At 71.2% G+C, this 20,651-nt stretch carries 18 protein-coding genes; 7 read left to right on the top strand and 11 right to left on the bottom strand.

Features of this window, described 5'->3' with window-relative positions; translation table 11 throughout:
- Nucleotides 1-227 precede the first annotated feature (227 nt).
- A complete protein-coding gene (locus ACQEVC_RS32375; RefSeq protein WP_432891824.1) occupies nt 228-1,211 on the bottom strand; it encodes a LacI family DNA-binding transcriptional regulator in 984 nt (327 codons plus the stop codon).
- Between the two features lie 408 nt (nt 1,212-1,619).
- Between ACQEVC_RS32375 and ACQEVC_RS32370 the strand changes: the two genes are divergently transcribed.
- The 7 genes from ACQEVC_RS32370 (at nt 1,620) to ACQEVC_RS32340 (ending at nt 9,808) form a co-directional block, all read left to right on the top strand.
- Nucleotides 1,620-2,564: an ABC transporter substrate-binding protein gene (locus tag ACQEVC_RS32370; protein WP_432891821.1), complete on the top strand. Its 945-nt coding sequence runs from the start codon at nt 1,620-1,622 to the stop codon at nt 2,562-2,564.
- A 45-nt stretch (nt 2,565-2,609) separates the two neighbouring features.
- Nucleotides 2,610-4,208, top strand: a complete 1,599-nt coding sequence (locus tag ACQEVC_RS32365) for a sugar ABC transporter ATP-binding protein (protein WP_432885215.1) — start codon at nt 2,610-2,612, stop codon at nt 4,206-4,208.
- The gene (locus ACQEVC_RS32360; protein ID WP_432885213.1) at nt 4,208-5,260 is read left to right on the top strand and encodes an ABC transporter permease; all 1,053 of its coding nucleotides are present in this window, start codon (nt 4,208-4,210) and stop codon (nt 5,258-5,260) included. Before ACQEVC_RS32365 ends, ACQEVC_RS32360 begins: the two co-directional genes overlap by 1 nt.
- Before the next feature lie 52 nt (nt 5,261-5,312).
- Nucleotides 5,313-6,311, top strand: a complete 999-nt coding sequence (gene yjfF, locus ACQEVC_RS32355; protein WP_432885210.1) for a galactofuranose ABC transporter, permease protein YjfF — start codon at nt 5,313-5,315, stop codon at nt 6,309-6,311.
- A gap of 171 nt (nt 6,312-6,482) precedes the next feature.
- Complete coding sequence (gene araB, locus ACQEVC_RS32350; protein ID WP_432885207.1) at nt 6,483-8,150, top strand: ribulokinase; 1,668 nt, start codon at nt 6,483-6,485, stop codon at nt 8,148-8,150.
- Entirely contained in the window at nt 8,147-8,833 is a 687-nt protein-coding gene (locus tag ACQEVC_RS32345) for an L-ribulose-5-phosphate 4-epimerase (protein WP_432885205.1), read from the top strand. Before araB ends, ACQEVC_RS32345 begins: the two co-directional genes overlap by 4 nt.
- Nucleotides 8,834-8,989: 156 nt before the next feature.
- Nucleotides 8,990-9,808 (top strand): 4'-phosphopantetheinyl transferase family protein, encoded by an 819-nt coding sequence (locus ACQEVC_RS32340; RefSeq protein ID WP_432885203.1) that lies wholly within the window; start codon nt 8,990-8,992, stop codon nt 9,806-9,808.
- A gap of 256 nt (nt 9,809-10,064) precedes the next feature.
- Here ACQEVC_RS32340 and ACQEVC_RS32335 read toward each other — a convergent pair whose 3' ends face one another.
- The 10 genes from ACQEVC_RS32335 to ACQEVC_RS32290 form a co-directional block, all read right to left on the bottom strand.
- Nucleotides 10,065-10,883, bottom strand: coding sequence for a thioesterase II family protein (locus ACQEVC_RS32335; protein ID WP_432885201.1), 819 nt, complete (start codon nt 10,881-10,883; stop codon nt 10,065-10,067).
- Nucleotides 10,880-11,158: an acyl carrier protein gene (locus ACQEVC_RS32330; protein WP_432885198.1), complete on the bottom strand. Its 279-nt coding sequence runs from the start codon at nt 11,156-11,158 to the stop codon at nt 10,880-10,882. The genes ACQEVC_RS32335 and ACQEVC_RS32330 overlap by 4 nt, the downstream gene beginning before the upstream one ends.
- Nucleotides 11,152-11,925: an SDR family NAD(P)-dependent oxidoreductase gene (locus ACQEVC_RS32325; RefSeq protein ID WP_432885195.1), complete on the bottom strand. Its 774-nt coding sequence runs from the start codon at nt 11,923-11,925 to the stop codon at nt 11,152-11,154. The genes ACQEVC_RS32330 and ACQEVC_RS32325 overlap by 7 nt, the downstream gene beginning before the upstream one ends.
- A 49-nt stretch (nt 11,926-11,974) precedes the next feature.
- A complete protein-coding gene (locus tag ACQEVC_RS32320) occupies nt 11,975-13,339 on the bottom strand; it encodes a class I adenylate-forming enzyme family protein (protein WP_432885192.1) in 1,365 nt (454 codons plus the stop codon).
- A gap of 174 nt (nt 13,340-13,513) precedes the next feature.
- On the bottom strand, nt 13,514-13,798 hold the full coding sequence (locus ACQEVC_RS32315) for an acyl carrier protein (protein ID WP_432885189.1): 285 nt from the start codon (nt 13,796-13,798) through the stop codon (nt 13,514-13,516).
- A gap of 60 nt (nt 13,799-13,858) precedes the next feature.
- The gene (locus ACQEVC_RS32310; RefSeq protein ID WP_432885186.1) at nt 13,859-15,583 is read right to left on the bottom strand and encodes an AMP-binding protein; all 1,725 of its coding nucleotides are present in this window, start codon (nt 15,581-15,583) and stop codon (nt 13,859-13,861) included.
- The gene (locus ACQEVC_RS32305; RefSeq protein WP_432885183.1) at nt 15,580-16,743 is read right to left on the bottom strand and encodes a 2-oxo acid dehydrogenase subunit E2; all 1,164 of its coding nucleotides are present in this window, start codon (nt 16,741-16,743) and stop codon (nt 15,580-15,582) included. The genes ACQEVC_RS32310 and ACQEVC_RS32305 overlap by 4 nt, the downstream gene beginning before the upstream one ends.
- Nucleotides 16,736-17,773, bottom strand: coding sequence for an alpha-ketoacid dehydrogenase subunit beta (locus ACQEVC_RS32300; protein ID WP_432885180.1), 1,038 nt, complete (start codon nt 17,771-17,773; stop codon nt 16,736-16,738). The genes ACQEVC_RS32305 and ACQEVC_RS32300 overlap by 8 nt, the downstream gene beginning before the upstream one ends.
- Nucleotides 17,770-18,774, bottom strand: coding sequence for a thiamine pyrophosphate-dependent dehydrogenase E1 component subunit alpha (locus ACQEVC_RS32295; RefSeq protein ID WP_432885177.1), 1,005 nt, complete (start codon nt 18,772-18,774; stop codon nt 17,770-17,772). The genes ACQEVC_RS32300 and ACQEVC_RS32295 overlap by 4 nt, the downstream gene beginning before the upstream one ends.
- The gene (locus ACQEVC_RS32290; RefSeq protein ID WP_432885174.1) at nt 18,771-20,534 is read right to left on the bottom strand and encodes a condensation domain-containing protein; all 1,764 of its coding nucleotides are present in this window, start codon (nt 20,532-20,534) and stop codon (nt 18,771-18,773) included. The genes ACQEVC_RS32295 and ACQEVC_RS32290 overlap by 4 nt, the downstream gene beginning before the upstream one ends.
- Between the last annotated feature and the right edge of the window lie 117 nt (nt 20,535-20,651).

The raw sequence follows: 20,651 nt of genomic DNA, 5'->3' as shown, positions 1-20,651 counted from the left end.
CGCATGCCAATTCTGCAAGACATTGGCTATTTCTCGCGCGTCGGCGGCATCCGCCGGGACTCTAGTTCTGGCGTTGGCGCGCGCGGTATCCCGGCCGGGTAAGGCTTCCGTGGTATGCCGCCGGAGCACCGCCCCGGCAGGTGGGAGGCTGTCATTGCGGGCCGGGCGCGCTATCTCGATTAATCCGGCCGTACGCATTCCGGTGCCGGCGCTGCCGGTCGCGCCGCTCAGCCGGGCGCCGGTCCGGAACTGGCCCGGGCGACGAACCGGGGAGTCAACGAGACCCGGCGGTTGGTCCGGACGCCGCTTTCGAGTTGTTCGATCAGCAGCTCCAGGCTGCGCCGGCCGAGTTCGGCGAAGTCCTGCCGGACCGTGGTGAGCGGCGGCAGGAAGTAGCTCGACTCCGGTACGTCGTCGAAGCCCACCACGCTGACCTCGTCCGGCACCCGGCGGCCGGCCTCGTGCAGTGCCCGCAGCGCGCCGAGGGCGATCTGGTCGTTGCCGCAGAAGATCGCGGTGACCGTCGGGTCGGTGGCGAGCAGCCGGCCGTGCTCGTAGCCGGCCCGGGCGCTCCAGTCACCGGGTCGGGGTGCCGGCACCGGGGCGCCGGCGGCGTGTAGCGCCGCCCGCCAGCCGTCGGTCCGGTCCCGCGCCTCCGGCCAGTCGGGCGGGCCGGCGATGTGTTGCACGGTGGTGTGCCCGAGTCCGAGCAGGTGCCGGGTGGCCATCGCGGCGCCGGTGGAGTTGTCGATGCAGACCGTCGGCACGTGTTCGCCACCGCCACCCACCCCGACCACCGCCAGCCCGGCCGGTGCCTGGGCCAGGGCGGTGCCCACACTGCTCTGCGGGGCGATCGCCACGATGCCCTCCACGGACTGTTCGCAGAGCCGGTCGACCGCGTCCAGCACCGACTCCCGGTCCAGCGTCCGTACGCTCGCCACGCTGACGAAGTAGCCGGCGGCCCGGGCGGCCTGTTCGAGGCCGTACAGAGTGGAGGCCGGGCCGAAGAGCGTGGTCTCGAAGGCGATCAGCCCCAGGGTGCGGGACCGGCGGGTGACCAGGGTGCGGGCCGCCGAGTTGCGCCGGTAGTTCAGCGCCCGCATCGCCGCGAGCACCCGGTCGCGGGTCTCCGGCCGGACGTTCGGGTGGTCGTTGAGGACCCGCGAGACGGTCTGGTGGGAGACCCCGGCCAGGCGCGCGACGTCGCGCATCACCGAGCCCCGGGTCCGGGGCGGCGGGCCGCCGGGCTGGTCACCGGCGTCGATACGGTCAGCAGTCAACGGCCGCTCCTTCGTCTCGGCCGGCCGTCTGGCGGTGGAGGTCCGGCGACTTCCAGCATCACGGATCCATACCGTCGCCGGAAGTACCCCTTGACGGCCGGCATGAGAACGTTAACACTCACGAAACAGGAAGCCCTGTGGATCGTCCGGCGTGCCCTGAAGGTCGGCGTTCTCCGTGGCAGACTGGGCCGAATCCGGCAACCTCCGGCATCGCGCAGACGGTGGCGAGGGGCGTCGGCCGGCCTTGCGTGTGAACGGTAACTACGACAGACAACGATGTTCCCAGGCGAGGAGGAAACGGTGCTGAAAAAGGTCTCCGCCGTTGTACTCGGCGGACTGATGGTGACCGCGTTGGCCGCCTGTGGAGGCGACGGCGGCGCGGGCAGCGGCTCCGGAAACGACGACGGCAAGATCACGCTGGGCTTCGCGCAGGTGGGCGCCGAGAGCGGCTGGCGTACCGCGAACACCAAGTCCATCCAGGACTCCGCCAAGGAGGCCGGGATCGACCTCCAGTTCTCCGACGCGCAGCAGAAGCAGGAGAACCAGATCAAGGCGATCCGGTCGTACATCACCCAGAAGGTCGACGTGATCGCCTTCTCGCCGGTGGTGGAGTCGGGTTGGGACACCGTGCTCCGGGAGGCGAAGGACGCCAAGATCCCGGTCATCCTGACCGACCGGGCGATCGACTCCCCGGACAAGACGCTGTACAAGACCTTCATCGGGTCCGACTTCGTGCTTGAGGGGAAGAAGGCCGGCGAGTGGCTGGTCGCCGAATACCAGGGCAAGGCCGAGCCGGTGAACATCGTGGAGTTGCAGGGCAGCACCGGGTCGGCGCCGGCCAACGACCGCAAGTCCGGCTTCGCCGACGTCATCAAGGCGGACCCGAAGTTCAAGGTGGTCGCCTCGCAGACCGGCGAGTTCACCCGGGCCAAGGGCAAGGAGGTCATGGACGCCTTCCTCAAGGCGCACAAGGACATCGACGTGCTCTACGCGCACAACGACGACATGGGTCTCGGTGCGATCGAGGCGATCGAGGGCGCCGGCCTGAAGCCGGGTGTCGACATCAAGATCATTACTGTCGACGCGGTGAAGGACGGCATGCAGGCGCTCGCCGACGGCAAGATCAACTTCATCGTCGAGTGCAGCCCGCTGCTCGGCCCACAGCTGATGGATCTGGTGAAGAAGGTCGTTGCCGGTGAAACCGTGCCGGAGCGGGTGGTCACCGAGGAGACCACCTTCACCCAGGAACAGGCCAAGGCCGCGCTGCCGAGCCGGCAGTACTAGCCGAGGATCCCGCACCGCGACGACGCGACGGACGGAGGAGGGCGGATGGAGACGTCGGGGGAGCCCCGGGCGATCCTGACCATGGCCGGCATCGGCAAACGGTTCCCCGGCGTACGGGCACTCGACGAGGTCGACTTCCGGCTCTTCCCCGGCGAGGTGCACGCGCTGATGGGTGAGAACGGCGCCGGGAAGTCGACACTGATCAAGGTGCTGACCGGGGTGTACGACGTGGACGAGGGCGAGATAGTCCTCGACGGCACCCCGGTCCGCTTCGCCGGCCCGTTGCAGGCGCAGCAGGCCGGGGTCAGCACCGTCTACCAGGAGGTCAACCTCTGCGCCAACCTCTCCGTCGCGGAGAACATCCACATCGGCCGGGAACCGCGTCGCTTCGGCGCCATCCACTGGAGCGAGCTGCGGCGTCGTTCCCGGCGACTGCTCGACGGGCTGGGGCTGGACGTCGACGTCACGGCCCCGCTCGGCAGTCTCTCCCTGGCGGTGCAGCAGATGGTCGCGATCGCCCGGGCCATCGACATCTCCGCCAAGGTGCTGATCCTGGACGAGCCGACCTCCAGCCTGGACGCCGACGAGGTCGGGCAGCTCTTCCGGGTGATGCGCCAACTCAAGGAGGAGGGCATGGCGATCCTGTTCGTCAGCCACTTCCTCGACCAGGTCTACGAGATCTCCGACCGGATGACCGTGCTGCGCAACGGTCGCCGGGTCGGTGAGTACGCCACTCGGGAGCTGAGCCAGCTCGACCTGGTCAGCGCGATGATCGGCAAGGAACTCGCGGCGTTGGAGGAGTTGGAGGAGCAGCCCCGGCGCTCGCTGGCCGCGCTGGAGCGGGGCCGGCCGGTGGTCGAGGCGGCCGGGCTCGGCCGGGGCGGCGCGGTCGCCCCGTTCAGTCTGTCCATCCACCGCGGCGAGGTGGTCGGGCTGGCCGGGCTGCTCGGCTCCGGGCGTACCGAAGTGGCCCGGTTGCTCTTCGGCGCGGACCGGGCCGACTCCGGGGAGCTCAAGGTGGACGGCGAACCGGTGGCCATGCGCGGCCCGCGCACCGCGATGGCCCGGGACATCGCCTTCTGCTCCGAGAACCGGCGCACCGAGGGGCTGGTCGCCGACCTCACCGTGCGGGAGAACATCATCCTGGCCCTCCAGGCCGCCCGGGGCTGGTCCCGTCCGCTGCCCCGGCGCCGGCAGGACGAACTGGTCGACAAGTACGTCAAGGCGCTGCGCATCGTGCCGGCCAACCCGGAGGCGCTGGTCGGTCAGCTCAGCGGCGGCAACCAGCAGAAGGTGTTGCTGGCCCGCTGGCTGATCACCGAACCGCGGCTGCTGATCCTGGACGAGCCGACCCGGGGCATCGACGTGGGCGCCAAGGCCGAGATCCAGCGGCTGGTGGTCACGCTCTCCGACGGCGGGATGGCGGTGCTCTTCATCTCCGCCGAGCTGGAGGAGGTGCTCCGGCTCAGCCACAAGATCGCCGTACTGCGGGACCGGCAGATGGTCGACGAACTGGCCAACGACGACGAGGTGACCGCCGACCGGATCATGGCGATCATCGCCAGCGGCCACGGCGGCGCGCCACCGGACGCGGCCGGCCGCCCGCACGATCCGGACGTGGTCGTCGTCCGGGAGGAGGTGTGATGGCCAACCTCGTACGGCACCGGTTCTTCTGGCCGGTGCTCACCCTGGTGGTCCTGCTGGTCAGCAACCTGTTCTTCACCCCCGACTTCTTCGTCGTCGACGTCCGCCAGGGGCACCTGTACGGCAGCCTGATCGACATCGTGCGATTCGGGGCGCCACTGATCCTGGTCTCGCTCGGCATGACCCTGGTGATCGCCACCGGCGGTATCGACCTCTCGGTCGGCTCGGTCGTGGCCATCTGCGGCGCGCTGGCCTGCCTGCGGATCAGCGAGCTGGGTGACCAGAACAGCGTGCTCGGTGTGCTGGCCGCGGTGGGAGTCGCCCTCGGGCTGGCCCTGCTGCTCGGCGCCTGGAACGGGCTTCTGGTGGCACAGTTCGGCATCCAGCCGATCATCGCCACCCTGATCCTGATGGTCGCCGGCCGGGGGCTGGCCCAACTCATCACCGATGGGCAGATCATCACGATCAACAGTTCGCCGTACAAGTTGATCGGCGGCGGCTACTGGCTGACCGTGCCGTTCTCGATCCTGGTCGCGATGCTGGTCTTCGGGCTGGCGTTGCTGCTCACCCGGCGTACCGCGCTCGGCCTGCTGATCGAGTCGGTGGGCGGCAACGCCGAGGCGAGCCGGCTGGCCGGAATCCACGCCCGCCGCATCATCTTCACCGGGTACGTCTTCGCGGCCTTCTGCGCCGGGGTCGCCGGATTGATGATCAGCTCCAACGTCTCCAGCGCGGACGGCAACAACGCCGGCCTCTGGATCGAGCTGGACGCCATCCTGGCGGTGGTGATCGGCGGTACGTCACTGGCGGGTGGCCGGTTCTCCCTCGGCGGCACGGTGCTGGGCGCGTTGATCATCCAGACCCTCACCACCACGATCTACACCATCGGCATCCCGCCGGAGACCACCCTGCTGTTCAAGGCGCTGGTCGTGACGGTCGTCTGCCTGCTCCAGTCGCCGGCCTTCCGGGCCAAGGTCTTCGGCCGGCGCCGGAAACCACCACTGCCGCCCGCTCCGGAGCGCGAGCAGCCAAAGGTGGAGGTGCCGGCATGAGCGAACGGAGTGCCGGCACGAGCGAGCGGAGTGAGCGAATCGAGGTGGGGGCATGACCGCCGTTCCGGGTACCGTCGCGAACGGTCGGGCGCGGATGTTGCGCCCGCAGCAGAAGTACCTTCCGCTGCTGGCCACCTCCGCCCTGCTGATCCTGATGTACAGCGCCGGAGTGCTGCGCTACGAGGGCTTCTCCGACACCCAGGTGGTGCTCAACGTCTTCGTCGACAACGCGTTCCTGCTGGTGGTCGCGGTCGGCATGACGTTCGTGATCCTGACCGGTGGCATCGACCTCTCGGTCGGCTCGGTGGTGGCGCTGACCACGATGCTCTCCGCCTCGCTGCTGGAGGAACGGGGCTGGTCACCGTATCTCGTGCTGCCGCTGGTGCTGCTGCTCGGTGCCCTGCTCGGCTTCGCGATGGGCTGCATCATCCACTACTTCGAGATCCAGCCGTTCATCGTCACCCTGGCCGGGATGTTCCTGGCTCGCGGGCTCTGCTACACGATCAGCACCTCGTCGATCACCATCGACGACCCGTTCTGGACCTCGGTCGCCCAGCAACGGATCCGGTTCGGCGGCTTCTTCATCTCCATCAGTGTGGTGATCGCGCTGGTGGTGGTGGCGATCGGCATCTACGTACTCGGCTACACCCGGCTGGGCCGCAACACGTACGCGATCGGCGGCAATCCGCAGTCGGCGCTGCTGATGGGCCTGCCGGTCGGGCGTACCCGGATCGCGGTCTACACGATCAGCGGGTTCTGCTCTGCGCTCGGCGGGCTGCTGCTCAGCTTCTACATGCTCTCCGGCAACAACGGGCACGCGGTCGGCCTGGAACTCGACGCGATCGCCGCCGTGGTGATCGGCGGCACGCTGCTGACCGGCGGCTCGGGTTACCTGGTCGGCACGGTGCTCGGGGTGCTGGTGCTGGGGCTCATCCAGACCATCGTCACCTTCCAGGGCGATCTCAGCTCCTGGTGGACCAAGATCGTAATCGGTGTGTTGCTGTTCGTGTTCATCGTGCTGCAACGCACCGTGACCCGGCGGCAGACGTAGGCGTGACCCGCCCGCTCCGGCGGGCACCGGTCGACCGGACCCGGCCTGGTGGTAGCGCTAACACCATGGTTGGCTGGCGGGTAGCGGGGGCTCCGCCGGGGCGCCGCGAGCCGGTCCACCGGGCGCGGGCGGCCGGCGAGGGAATACAGAGAAAGTCCAGGAGGGACACGAGTGAGCGCTAACGGTGCGGACCGGTACGTGGTGGGTGTCGACTTCGGCACGCTCTCCGGCCGGGCGGTGGTGGTCCGGGTCTCGGACGGCGCCGAACTCGGCTCGGCGGTGCACGAGTACCAGCACGGGGTGATCGACGACCTGCTGCCGGAGACCGGGGCCCAACTGCCCGGGGGCTGGGCGCTGCAGATGCCGGAGGACTGGCGGTCGGTGCTGCGCGAGGCGGTGCCCAAGGCGCTCTCGGCCGCCTCGGTGGCCCCGGATGCGGTGATCGGGATCGGCACCGACTTCACCGCCTGCACCGTGCTGCCGACCCTCGCCGACGGCACCCCGTTGAACGAGGTCCCCGGGCTCGCCGACCGGCCGCACGCGTACCCGAAGCTGTGGAAGCACCACGCCGCGCAGCGGCACGCCGACCGGATCAACGAACTCGCCGAGCAGCGCGGCGAGCCGTGGCTGCCCCGGTACGGCGGCCGGATCTCCGCGGAGTGGCAGTTCGCCAAGGCGCTCCAGGTGCTCACCGAGGACCCCGAGGTGTACGCCCGGACCGAGCGGTGGATCGAGGCGGCCGACTGGATCATCTGGCAGCTCTGCGGCGAGGAGACCCGCAACGTCTGCACCGCCGGCTACAAGGGCATCCACCAGGACGGGCAGTACCCGTCCCGGGACTACCTCGCCGCGCTGCACCCCGACTTCGCCGACTTCGTGGATACCCGGCTCGCCCACCCGCTCGCCCCGCTCGGCGGGCTGGCCGGCCGGCTGACCCCGGAGGCGGCGGCCGTCACCGGGCTGCCGGCCGGGATCGCGGTGGCGGTCGGCAACGTCGACGCGCACGTCACCGCCGCCGCCGCGAACGCCGTCGAGCCCGGTCAGCTACTGGCGATCATGGGCACCTCGACCTGCCACGTGATGGTCGCCGACACCCTCGCCGAGGTCCCCGGGATGTGCGGCGTGGTGCAGGACGGCATCGTGCCCGGCAAGCTCGGCTACGAGGCCGGGCAGAGCGGCGTCGGGGACATCTTCGGCTGGTTCGTCGAGCACTGCGTACCGGCCGGCTACGCCGAGGAGGCGGCCCGGCGGGGGATCGGGGTGCACGACCTGCTCACCGAGCTGGCCGCCGCGCAGCGCCCCGGCCAGCACGGGCTGGTCGCGCTGGACTGGCACAACGGCAACCGTTCGGTGCTGGTCGACCACGACCTCTCCGGGGTGATCGTCGGGCAGACCCTGGCCACCCGGCCGGAGGACCAGTACCGCGCCCTGATCGAGGCGACCGCCTTCGGCACCCGGACCATCGTCGCCGCCTTCGACGACGCCGGGGTGCCGGTGACCGAGTTCATCGTCGCCGGCGGCCTGCTCAAGAACACCTTCCTGATGCAGATCTACGCAGACGTGTTGCGCCGGCCGCTGTCCGTGATCGACTCCGACCAGGGGCCCGCGCTGGGCTCGGCGATCCACGCCGCGGTGGCCGCCGGGGCGTACCCGGACGTCACCGCCGCGGCCGCCGCGATGGGCAAGGTCCGGCGGGGCGTCTACCAGCCCGACCCGGCCAGCGCCGACGTGTACGACCGGCTCTACGCCGAGTACGAGCGGCTGCACGACTACTTCGGCCGGGGCGGTAACGACGTGCTGCACCGGCTGCACGCACTACGCGAGGAGGTGCGCCGATGACCAGCGGCGGACTCACCGGCACGATCAGCGACGCCGTCGCCCGGATCCGTCAGGAGGTGTGCCGGCTGCACGAGCAGCTCACCCGCTGGGAGCTGGTCACCTGGACCAGCGGTAACGTCAGCGCCCGGGTGCCCGGCGCCGACCTGATGGTGATCAAGCCCAGCGGGGTGTCGTACGACGACCTCACCCCGGAGTCGATGGTGGTGACGACCCTGGACGGGGACGTCGTGGACGGCAACCACTCGCCGTCCAGCGACACCGACGCCCACGCGTACGTCTACCGGCACATGCCGCAGGTCAACGGTGTCGTGCACACACACAGCCCGTACGCCACCGCCTGGGCGGCCCGGGACGAGGCGATCCCGTGCGTGCTGACCGCCATGGCCGACGAGTTCGGCGGGGAGATCCCGGTCGGTCCGTTCGCGCTGATCGGCGGCGACGACATCGGCAAGGGCATCGTCGCCACCCTGGAGGGACACCGCTCACCGGCGGTGCTGATGCGCAACCACGGGGTCTTCACCATCGGGGCCAGCGCCAAGGCGGCGGTGAAGGCGGCGGTGATGTGCGAGGACGTCGCGCGTACCGTGCACATCGCCCGGACCGGCGGCCCGCTGGTGCCGATCGAGCCCCGGCACATCGACGCCCTCTACGAGCGCTACCAGGGGGTCTACGGCCAGCGTTGACGTCCGGGTCGGCGGGAGAGGTCGGGGCGGTCCGGCGGCCCGCGCGCCCGCCCCCGGGTTGGTGCGCCGACCGCCGGACTGGCATGCTCGCGCCAGAATGTCCCCGGGCGGGCGCGCCCGTGCCCGCCGTCCACCCACGACCCCTGGTGGTGCCAGTTGACCGGATCCCGTCGCCCGCCCGACGACCTGCCCGGGGCGGCCGCCCCGACGCGTGCCGGGGCGGGCGTCCCGGTGCCGCCGGTGCCGGGGGAGTGCCAGGTGTGGCGGCTGCCGATCGGTCCGGCGCACTGGGCCGGCCTCGACGTGCTCGACGACGAGGAGCGGGAGCGGCACGCCCGGTTCCGGCGGGTCGCCGACCGGGACCGCTACCAGGCCGCCCACGTCGGGGTGCGGATGCTGCTCGGGCACTACCTCGGTGTGCCGGCCGGGCGGCTCGGCTTCTCCCGGCACTGCCGGCACTGCGGCGCCGGGCACGGCAAGCCGGTGGTCGACCGACCCGCCACCAAGCTCGACTTCTCGCTCACCCACTCCGGGGAGTGGGTCGCCGTCGCGGTGGCCAACGACCCGGTCGGCCTGGACGTGCAGGAGCTGACCGACGGTACCGACGTGGCCGCGTTGAGCGGTAGCGTGCTGTCGCCGGCCGAACTGCGCTGGTGGACCGAGCAGCCGGCGGAGTCCGCCCGGCGGGCCTTCTTCGGGTACTGGGCCCGCAAGGAGGCGCTGCTGAAGGCGACCGGGCACGGGCTGGCCGTACCGATGAACCGGATCACGCTGACCCCGCCGGACGAGCCGGCCGGGCTGGTCGACTGGGCCGCCGAGCGTCCCCTCGACGGGCCGGTGCAGCTGCACGACATCGACGCCGGCCCGGACTACACCGCCGCCGTCGCGGTGCTCTCCAGCCTGCGGGTTCGGATCAGCCGGGCGGAGTTCCCGGCATCGCTCGCGGCCGGCCGCCCGATGCCCGACCCGGTCTGAACGAGGCCCGGTCTGCACGCCGATGTCCGCCTCGGTCTGCACGCTGATGTCCGGCCCGGTCCGCACGCCGATGTCCGGCCCGGTCTGCACGCTGATGTCCGGCCCGGTCCGCACGCCGATGTCCGGTCCGGCCCGCACCGTGTCCGTTCCGGTGCATCGCCGAGTGCGGCGCTCACCCGGCTGTGCCCGTCCAGTTCCGCCGCACCGGTCGCCCTGGCTCTCCGGAAGGACGCGCCCAGACCCCGCGCGGGCGGAGTCACGTGCCGTCGTCCCGCGCACGGCGGCGGATCGCCGCTGTCGTGGCGTCGTCCACTATCCGGGCGCAGACCTCGGCCGGTTGCTCGTACAGGTAGAAATGGCCGCCTGACCACAGGTGCACGGTGGCGGGTGGGCTGCCCATGCTGGTCCAGCTACCCATCTGGGTGGTGGTCACAAAGGGGTCGGCGTCACCGCCGAAGACGGACACGGCCACGGGAAGCGGTTCGACCAGTGGCGGGCGATGATCGGCCATGAGGCGCAGATCCGCGCCGAAGGTACGCAGGATCCGCTCGGTGAGCGCCGCGTTCTGCCAGGTGCGGTCGGGGATGCCGTCGAGTGCGCGGGCGAACTCCAGCAGGCCCGACGGATTCCACTGCCGCACCACGTGTCGCAGGTTTCCCGCGGCGGCATGCGGTGCCGGGCTGCCGGAAACGCCCAGCCACACGGGTGGGCGGCCATGCCGGGTGAGTGCGTGGCTCAGTTCGTACCCGAGGACGGCGCCCAGACAATGCCCGAACACCGCATACGGCCTGACGGTTTCCTCGACGAGAAGCGGTACCAGCGTGTGCACGGCCTCCATGAGGCTGGCAACCCCGACGTGGCCGCCAGCGGCCACCCGGCCAGGCAGCTCAGGTGCGAGGATCGTCCAGTCGGCCGGCAGGTACGGCAGGATCGGGCGGAAGCTCTCCGCGGACCCGGCGGCGTGGTGCAGCAGCACCAGGGTGGAGAGCGCCGACGTGTCGGGAGTGGGGTCCGCGCGCCCGACCAGGCGCCGTACTCGCACCGCCGCCGTGCTCCGGCCCAGGTCGGCTGTCACTCCCCGGTCACTCCGGCCGTCCGGGCGTGGGCCGTCTCGTACGCCGCGACCAGCTCACCGACGCTGCCGACGTCTGAGATGGACGTCTCCTGGAACGGGTCCACCTCCAGTTCGGCTTCCAGGTTGACGAGCAGTTCCGCAAGCATCAGCGAGGTGAAGCCCAGCTCCACGAGGCTGGCATCAAGATCGACCGATCCCGCCTCGGCACCGTTGTCCTCAAGGACCCCGTGGACCTGCCGCACCACGGTTTCGGCGATCGCCTTCCGGATCAACACGTGAAACCTCCATCGACAACCAGGGACTGTCCCGTGACGAAAGCCGCCGCGGGAGACGCGAGGAAGAGCGCCACGTCTGCGATCTCCGCGACATTCGCCAGCCGGCCGAGCGGGGTGCGGCGGCGGATCCGCTCACGCGCTTCCGGCGGCATCCGCGCCGTCATGTCACTGTCGAAATAGCCCGGCACGACGGAGTTGACGCGGATATTGAGCGGCCCGAGTTCCCGAGCCAACGCCCGGGTGAACCCGTCCAGCCCGGCCTTGCTCGCCGCGTACGCGGACACTCCTCGTACGCCCCGGACGGCGTTGACGGACGACACGTTCACGATGACCCCACCTCGACCGATCATCAGGCGGGCGCAGGCCTGAGCTACCGCCATCGCACCCACCAGGTTCGTCGTCACCAGCGACTCCATCACCGAGGTCGGCGTCGTGAGCAGTAGTTCCTCGTGCGTGACACCGGCGTTGTTGAGCAGCAGGTCGACCGGCCCGAAGCGGCGGTACGCCTCGCGTATGGGCGCGCGCACCTCGGCCGGGTTCCCGAGGTCGAGGGAGTGCCACCAGAACGCGTCGGGGTGCCTCGCCGCGGCCTCCTCGATGGACGGGCTGCTGGAGCGGCTGAGCGCGGCGACCTTCCACCCCTCGGCCAGCAGGCGACGGACGACTTCGGCACCGAGGCCGCGGCTGGCTCCCGTGACGACCGCGAACCGGCCCGTCGAGCCCTCCCCGGCCCGGTCGGCTCCGAGCTGCCCAAGCGACGTGCTCACGCCCTTGACTCCCTTCCTACCGGCTCGCCGTCGTCGGCGCTGGACGCGACTATCCCCTGGCCTTCTTGAAGCGCGCCGAATGCAGTGCCTCCCGGGACACGGTGACGAGTGCGGGCACCTTGAAGGGGGCCAGGCGGCCGCGGCAGTACTCGCGTACCCGGCGGCGGACACTGCGGTCGTCCTCGTCGTGCTGGAGGTGGACGATCGCCGTCACCACCATGCCGGTGACGGGGCTGGGACGCCCCTTGACGGTGACGTCGGCGATGTTCGGAATTCCGAGGATCACGTTCTCCACCTCGGCGGGATAGACCTTCTCGCCCCCGACGTTGATGATCTCCGAACGTCGTCCCAGCACCCTGAGGTACTCCCCGTCGGTCTCCACGACGTCGTGGGTGTTGAAGTATCCCTCCTCGTCGAATTCCGCCCCGGCGTTGAGATATCCGAGCATCGCGGTGTCCGACCTGATCCACAGGACCCCGTCCACGATCTTGTGGGCGAAGCCGGCGGTGCCGAGCTTCATCCATCCACTGCCGTCCGCCTTCGACTTCGTGGGGAGGATTCCCAACTCCGAGAGCCCGTAGGTCTGCTTCAGGCGTACCCCCGGGAGCGCGGTGCGGAGAAGTTCGAGTGTCCGGTCCGGCATCGGTTCGGTCCCGTACGTGACGAGTTCCAGGGTGTCCGTGCGGAATCGCCGGTGCGCGCCGACCGCGAGAAGCATGTTCAGGAACGTCGGTGTCGTCGGCAGTATCTCCGCACCATGCCGCACGATGCTCGCGAGTACGGTGTCCGGGGACCGGTCGGGGACGGTGATGACCGTTCCTCCGGAGCTCAGCGTGTGCAGCAGCGTGTTGATTCCGCCGATGTGGTCCAGGTTGAGGAAGAAGATCGTCCTCCGGCCGCGTCCGGTTACGGTGTGGTAGCGGATCAGCAGCCTCGCGAAGTCGAGAACCGTCGCCTTCGTCCGCCCCGAGGTACCGGAACTGAACAGGACCAGGCCGGGTCTGCCGGTGGCCCGCAGCGATTCGTGGAGCCCGTTCGTGGCCACCCGCCCGGTCCTCCGCGAGACCCGGTCGCCGTGCCGGTCGACACTGATCACCACTTCCACCTCGGCGACGTCGAGGTAGGTGCCGACACCCTCCACCGGGCTCGGGGTGATCGGGACGACGATGGCCCTCCGGATGACCAGCGCCAGCAATGCGGCGGCCACCTCCGGGGAACAGACTCCTTCGAGCATCACGACGTCACCAGGGCCTATCGACTCGGACTCCAGATAGGCCACCCACTCGTCCACCATCGAACCGAGAGTGCGGTAACTGAGTGGCTCGTCGCCGTGCACGAACGCCTGTGCCCCGGCGTACGCCCGCAGCCGTTCGAGGAACACCAGACCCGCTCCGGTCCCGACCGCCGGTTCCATACCTGCTCCGTCTCGTGCCGGATGCCCGACCCGGCCACCCGACAGGTCCGGGGTGGGGCGTGAGGTCGACACGTTCACCACCCGGCGCCGGACCGACGCACGTCACCGACCCGCGCCGCCGTGGAAGGACCCGTCCGTCCGGGTGGTGCCGTCGGCGGACGTCCTCGGCCGGCGCTAACCACGGCCGTGTCCGTCGGGTGAGAGCCCCATCTTCGCCTCCACCAGCCTGCTGATCCGCTCGATCGAGTCGAGGTTCCCGTTGGTCACCTCTTCCTCGCCGAGGGAGAGTCCGAACGTCTCCTCGACGAAGAGCACCAGCTCGACGAGCCCGAGGGAGTCGACGATCCCCTGCTCGAGCAGCGAGGCGGTGTCTGACAGTCCGTCGTCGTCGCCGAGGAGGAATCTGTTGACGACGTACTCTCGGACGCGTTCCGAAACACCCGGCTCGGCTGTCGTCATGAAGTCTCCTCCGCGTTCGTCGCGTGCTGCTGCCCGTCGTGCGCTCCGGTGCGGTACGACCTACCGCGCACGGGCGGGTGAATCCTGGTTCGGGATGTCGTAGCGGCCGTGGCCGGCGGCCGTGGGGTGGTCGGAGGCCAACTTCTCGGCCAACCCCACGAGGGCACGGCGATCGACCTTTCGGTTGTCGTTCAGCGGAAACTCGTCAAGACGCCACTGCCGCCGGGGCACCATGAAGTCCGGCAGGGTGGCGCGGAGGCCGTCGATGATCTGTTTCCGCGCCATCGGTGCGCCGAGGTAGAACAGCGCCAGTTCGACGTCGCCGGTAGCCGTGGTGAACCCGACCACGACCGCACCCGACACGCCGAGTTCCCGCCGCGCCGCGGCCTCGATCTCGGACGGCTCGATACGGTAGCCGCGCATCTTGATCTGCTGGTCTATCCGGCCCAGGTAGGCGAGTCCGGCCGTACCGGCACGGCGTACCAGGTCGCCGGTGCGGTACCAGCGACGGTCGTCATGGTCGAGGAACCGGCCGGCGTCGTCCGCGGGGTCGAGGTATCCGGGGAACATCTGCGGTCCGGTGACGCACAGCTCGCCCTCGTCCGCCGCGAGATTACCGTCCGCGCCCAACAGGACGCCCTCCATCGTGGGGTAGACCGTCCCGATCGGCACGACGTCGTTCACGCACAGCGCCGGCGAACGCTGCGGGTTCCACCGGTATGCGGTACAGGCGAGAGTCAGCTCGGTCGGCCCGTAGAGGTTCTCCACCACCGAGCCGGCGGAGGCCTGTTGCCAGTCCGCCGCGTCGCGGGCGGTCAACGGCTCACCGCAGAAGAGGCTCCACCGCAGCGAGGGCATGCTGTTCGCGGACAGGCCCCCGGCCCGGTGGACGAGGCGCACGGCGCTGGGCACCGAGAACCAGACGGTCAGGCCGTGGTTCCGGACGAAGTCGGGCAGGTTCGCGAACGCGTGCGGCGTCGTGCACACGCTGGTGGCACCCGCGCTCCAAGCCATGAACAGGTCGAACATCACCAGGTCGAAGGTGATGTCGAAGGTCTGGGAAAGCACGTCGTCGGGGGTGATGCCATAACGCGCCTGGTTGTACTCCAGAAACCAGTCCATGTTCGCGTGCGTCACGGGTACGCCCTTGGGGCGACCCGTCGACCCGGACGTGAACAGCACGTAGGCGACGCCGCCGGGGTCGACGGCCACGGGATCGGCCAACGCCGCCGCCGGGTCGGGGCGCAGCAGCGGTCGTCCGGCCGCGACGACCGCCGGATCGGGCACCAGTACGGGCAGTCCGGCGAGCGGGCCAGCACCGTCGGCGGCGACCGTCACTCCCCGGCCGTCGGCGATGAGAATGCCCACGCCGGCTTCCCGGGCCATCGCGGCGGTGCGCTCGGGCGGATAACCGGGGTGGAGCGGCACCACCACCGCCCCGGCGTACAGCGCGGCGAGGATCCCGGCGTACGCCTCGATCGTGCGGGACGCGAGCACACCGACCGCAGCGGGGCTTCCCCCGGACCGGCGGACCAGGGTGCCCGCCCAGCACAGCGCCAGGTCGTGGAGTTCACCGTACGTCCAACTGGCGCGACCGATGCGGAGCGCGATGCGATCGTGGCCGCCGTGTAGCCCGTGGGCGAACCACTCGGCGAGGGTGCGGGTACCCACGCCGTCTCTCGAACCACTGTAAGCACGTGACGACATGTGGGCCTGCCGATCCTGGAAGCTGTGGTGCACTACGGTGGCGCCGTCGCCTGCGGTGGCGTCCGCGGGCGCCGTCACGCCGGTTCCTCGCCGGCTCCCGCCGCCAGGCGGGCGCCGATCGCGGTGAGGTAGGCGGTGGCCTCCCGGCCGTTGACCACCCGATGGTCGTAGGTGATGCCGAGGTGGAAGAACGGCCGGGTGCGGGCCACGCCATCCTCGTCGAGGTAGACCTCCTCCTGTAGGGCGCAGAGCGTGACGGTGCAGGTCTGGCCGGGGAAGACGATCGGTCGGGCCAGCACGATCCCCGGATCGGTGTGCAGCGAGAGGGTGATGTTCCCGCCCTGGAGATCGGATTCCCGAAGCGTGCGGCGGCGGGCACGTGCCCGGAAGTCCATCAGGGTGGCCGAGATGTCCGCCAGCGTCCGCGCGGCCGCCTCCCGGAGGACGGGGACGTAGAGCCCGCCGCCGACGTCGACCGTGACGCCGATGTCGGGCGTGGCGGCGAGTGTCAGGCTCAGGTCGTCGTGCACGGTGGCGTAGAACAGCGGCCACTCCGCGTGCAGTCGCGCCAGCGCTCGTACCACCAGCTCCGGGATGCCGATGAACCCGCCCTGCCGTCCGCCGATCTCGCGCAGCTCCGCGAGGAGCGGCGCGGCCTGCACCTTGGCCGCCGCGAACGCGCTGGGAATCGTGGCATGCGAGGTGGCGACCGTCCGTGCGACGGCCCGCTGGTGTGCCGAGATCTGGCGGCGGTCGCCGGTCCCGTCCCGGCCGCCGGCGCCCAGCGCTGCTACATCGGAGAGCTTGACCACCCGCTTGCCCAGCGCGGCGACGGCCGCCATCGGGATGCCGTGCTCGGCCAGGAACGCCGCGGCTGCCCGGCTGACGACCGGAGCCACCTCCGCGCTGCCGGTCCCGCCCGCCGGCTCCGGCGTCTCGGTCGGGGCGGCCGCCTCCGCGCTGCCGGTCCCGCCCGCCGGCTCCGGCGTGTCGGTCGGGGCGGCCAGCTCGGCGTGCACGTGGGCGACGACCTGGCCGGGCTCGCAGGTGGTGCCGGCGACCACGGCGTGCCGGAGGTAGCCGGTCGTCTCGGTGGCCAGGTCCGCCAGCGCCTTCGACGTCTCGATCAACGCCACCGGGTCGCCGGCGGAGACCCGGCCGCCGTCGGGCACCAGCCACTCGGTGAGGAGGTACGAGGTGTCGTTCGCATTGAGCGTCGGCACAGCCAGTTCAGCCATGGCTCTCCCCCCGCAGGGCGGCACGGATCGTCTCGTCCTGGACGAGGAACCGACGCTCCAGGTGCGGTGCGGCCGGTATCACCCCGCAGTCCGGCCGGACCAGGCGCACCGGCTCGGGCAGCACGCCCCAGAGGCGGTCGTGCAGGTGGGCGGCGATCTCGTTGCCCCAGCCGCCACCGGCCACGCCGTCCTCGACCACCACGATCCGGCGTACCCCGGAGGTGAGCGGCAGTACGGGCCCCACGTCCGCCGGGTACAGGCGGGCCGGTACGAGCAGTTCGGTGACGCACTCGTCCTCGACGAACGCCTGCCGCATCGCCGCGAGCGCCCGTGGCGCCACGCCACCCGGCGCGATGAGGAGCTGGTCCGGTCGACCGCCATCCATGATGGACACCCGGGCCCACGTCCCGGCGCCGGGGAGCAGCTCGTACCGGAACAGGTCGTCCGCCGCCCCGTCACGCGCTGCCGGCGTCGTGTAGAGCACCTTGTCCTCGAAGAAGATGCAGGGCTCCCGCCGGGCGAACATCTCGGTGAACACGTCCAGCGGGTCGTGGAACGCGGACAGCTCGTACAGCGCCAGGCCGGGTACGCCGAGGAAGTGCTTCTGCAGGTTCTGGCTGTGCGTCGGCCCGTACCCGCGGTTGCCGCCGACCGGGCAGCGCACCACCATGGCGATCGGCAGCCGCTGGCCGTACATCGTGACGGACTTGGCGGCGAAGTTCACGATCTGGTCGAAGCAGAGCGTCACGAAGTCGCCGAACATGACCTCGACCAGCACCCGGTCCCCGGCGAGCGCCAGCCCGGCGGCGACCCCGCTCATCGCGCCCTCGCTGATCGGCGTGGCCAGTACCCGGTCCGGATAGCGGGTGGACAGGCCACGGGTGATGCCGAAGGCGCCGCCGTACGGGTCGAGCACGTCCTGCCCGAGCAGGAAGAGCCGTGGGTCGTCGGCGAAGAGCTGGTGCAGGGCCGCGGTGAGCCGCTCGGCCACCCGTCCGGCGCCCACCGGGGCCACCCGTCCGGCGCTCACCGGGGCCACCCGGCCAGCGGGCGGGCCAGCACGTCGCGGGCCACCGTCTCGATCCGGTCCCGGGCCCGCGCGTCGGCGGCCTCGAACTCGGCCGGACACCGCGCGGCGTACTGGGCACACCAGTCGCGCTCGGCCAACCTGCGGACCACCTCCGGCGGGCGGGTGTCGTCACCCTTGCTGTGCGGTCCGAGCCGGGCCGTCGTGAACTCCACCACCAGCGGCCCCTCGCCCCGGAGGGTCGCGGCGACGGGCTCGGCGAGCCGGTCGCGGATCTCCGGGATGTGGCTCGTGTCGATCGGCACGTACCGGACGCCGAACGCGGCGGCCCGCCCCGCGATGGTGCCGGACAGGTGGCGCTCGATCGGAGTGGTCTGGGCGATCCCGTTGTTCTCCACCAGCACGAGAAGCGGTGCCCGCCACAGGGCGGCGAGGTTGAGCGTCTCGTAGACCACGCCCTGACCCCAGGTGCCGTCGCCGATGTAGGCCGCGACGAGGCCGTACCGGCCGCTGGTCCGCCGGTGCATGGCGACCCCCAGGGCCACCGGAAGGCTCTCGCCCTGCACGCCGGTCGAGCAGAACCCGTCGCGATACACGTGCTGGCTGCCGCCGACGCCGCCGCAGACGGCGCCGGCGCGTCCGGTGATCTCGGCGAGCAGGCCGGCCGGGTCGTCGAACTTCGCCAGATAGTGCCCGTGCCCGCGATGGTTGCTGAAGACGAACGCGTCCGCGAGGAACGGGCGCATCGCCACCGGAACGTACTCCTGACCCAGGCAGGTGTGCGTGGTGCCGGGGATGTGCCCGGCGGCGAACAGGGCGAGCAGCTTCCGCTCGAAATGGCGGATGGTCAGCAGCAGGTCCAGGTCCTCGGTGGCGAGGGCATCAGCGGAGGCGACGGCCTCCGCGTTGGTCGCGGCCTCCGGCTTGGTCGCGGCCTCCGGCTTGGTCGTCGCGTCCGGGCCGGGGGCGACGGCGCCGCGGACCAGCGCCTCGGGCGTGCTCATCCCGGCCTCCCGGCGAGCGCCGGTTCGCGGCCTGATCCCTCGGCCAGCACCGGAAGCCGGCGCCAGGCCCCGGGGGAGCCGCCGTCCTGCGGCGCGCCGGCGCAGACCACGTAGTGTCCGGGCGCGACCGCGTCACGGACGCCGTCCACGGCCCGGGTCAGGCGCGCGTGCAGATCGGCGAGGTCAGGCACGGGCGCCCCGACGGGCAGGCCGACGTATCCGACGAGGGACCGCCGCCCGCCGTCGTCGGCCGGCAGCACCAGCACGTCGGCGGTGCCGGCGGTCGCCCGTAGGCAGCGCTCCACAGAGGACGGATTGACCCAGCTCCGCTCGACGAACGTCCAGGTGGACAGCGCGGCGGGCGGGCCGAGCCCGGTCAGGGCGCCCACGTCGGTGAGGCGCAGGTCGTCCACGGCCGCCTGGGTGATCACCAGTTCCAGGCCGCGCAGCAGGGCCGTGACGTCGGTGCGGGACACCTGGCGGGTGTCGGTGAGCACCGCGAGGGATGCGGTGTCCGCCCGGTTGAGCACCGTGACGAACAGGTCGACGCCGGGCAGGTTCATGTCGTACGGCTGCCAGCGGCACGCCGCCTCGCCGGCCAGTTCGGGTGACCGGAGGAGTTCGGGCGCGGCGCCGTCGGCCAGGAACGTCGCCGGCCGGCGGGTGTCGTTGACGAGGCAGCTCCGCATCGGGACCATTCCCCGGCGCAGCGCCTCCCGGGCAAGGGCCGCGTCTCTGGCAGTGGGGTCGTAGCGGGCGTACCGGTGGGCCGCCATCGCCGCCGACCGGCAGGCGAGCGCCAGTTCGCGGAACGAGGCGTCGCCGAGCGGTACCGCACAGATCCCCTCCTGCATGTAGAGCATCGCCGAGCCGACCGCGGCCGGGTCGGCCATCCGGTTGTTGACGATCAGCCCCAGCGGGCAGGCGGCGACGCCGCTGTGGGCGCCGAGCACCGCCGCGAGACCGGCGAGCAGGACGTGCCCGGTGCTCACCCGGTACCGGGTCGACAACAGGGTGCAGGCCACCGCGGTGGGAGTGGAGTCGAACCGGCACAGCCAGTGCGGGTCGGCCGCCGGGTCCGGGGACTCCGGCGAGACCGGGAAGAGCGTCCGTGGCATCTCCGCCAGCCGGTCGCGCCAGAACTCCAGCGCCTCCTCCTGGGTCCGCGCACCCGCGGCTGACTGCTCCCAGCCGGCCATCCCGGCCGGCTGCCGGGGCGGGGGAGCGTCGGGGGGTTCGCCGCCGGGTAGCAGCGCGGCGAGGTCCTGCCGCAGGGTGGCGATGCTCCAGCAGTCGACGGCGAAGGCGGAGACGACCAGCACCAGGTGGACCGGCCGGGTCCCGCGCACCAGCACGCCCACCCGGACCGGCACGTCGCGCTCGTGGTCGACGGGCGTACCCGTCAGCTCGGCGGTGAGTCCCGCCGCCCGGTCCGCCGGCCCGTCGCCCACCGTACCGTCCAGCCGCTCGGTGCGCAGGTCGTACGCCCCGGCGCCGAGCAGCCGCTGTACCCGCTCCCCGCCACCGGTGACGGGGTAGCAGGTGCGCAGCGACTCGTGCCGGTCGAGGAGGCGTCGGACCGCCGCCCGGATGTCGTCCATCGTGGTCTGTCCGGGCAGCGGCAGGTCGACGGAGAGGAACTCGGTGCCGGTCCGGTACGCCGGCCGCCAGGAGCGTTGCGCCCAGGTGAGCGCCGCCGTGCCCGACCGCAGGCCGGCGAAGGCAACACGCTCCTCGCCCACGGCTACCGCATCGTCCACAATCATTCTCCGCCCACCCGAAAATAGTCTGCGGCCGTCCCAGATAACCGTGACTCCGCCGGACTTTAGGAACGGGTCCAACCGGCGTCAATAGCGTCATCGACGCGATCCCGTTAC

The organism is Plantactinospora sp. CA-294935 (assembly GCF_050936445.1).
Classification (GTDB): domain Bacteria; phylum Actinomycetota; class Actinomycetes; order Mycobacteriales; family Micromonosporaceae; genus Plantactinospora.
The sequence above is the reverse complement of the archived record's forward strand: the minus strand, read 5'-3'. Positions and strand labels throughout refer to the sequence as shown.

Coding starts and splice junctions, on each gene's coding strand:
- ACQEVC_RS32375 (WP_432891824.1), bottom strand. CDS start 1,211: ATGCGCGACGTCGCGCGCCTGGCCGGGGTCTCCCACCAGACCGTCTCG.
- ACQEVC_RS32370 (WP_432891821.1), top strand. CDS start 1,620: ATGGTGACCGCGTTGGCCGCCTGTGGAGGCGACGGCGGCGCGGGCAGC.
- ACQEVC_RS32365 (WP_432885215.1), top strand. CDS start 2,610: ATGGAGACGTCGGGGGAGCCCCGGGCGATCCTGACCATGGCCGGCATC.
- ACQEVC_RS32360 (WP_432885213.1), top strand. CDS start 4,208: ATGGCCAACCTCGTACGGCACCGGTTCTTCTGGCCGGTGCTCACCCTG.
- yjfF (WP_432885210.1), top strand. CDS start 5,313: ATGACCGCCGTTCCGGGTACCGTCGCGAACGGTCGGGCGCGGATGTTG.
- ACQEVC_RS32345 (WP_432885205.1), top strand. CDS start 8,147: ATGACCAGCGGCGGACTCACCGGCACGATCAGCGACGCCGTCGCCCGG.
- ACQEVC_RS32320 (WP_432885192.1), bottom strand. CDS start 13,339: ATGGAACCGGCGGTCGGGACCGGAGCGGGTCTGGTGTTCCTCGAACGG.
- ACQEVC_RS32315 (WP_432885189.1), bottom strand. CDS start 13,798: ATGACGACAGCCGAGCCGGGTGTTTCGGAACGCGTCCGAGAGTACGTC.
- ACQEVC_RS32305 (WP_432885183.1), bottom strand. CDS start 16,743: ATGGCTGAACTGGCTGTGCCGACGCTCAATGCGAACGACACCTCGTAC.
- ACQEVC_RS32295 (WP_432885177.1), bottom strand. CDS start 18,774: ATGAGCACGCCCGAGGCGCTGGTCCGCGGCGCCGTCGCCCCCGGCCCG.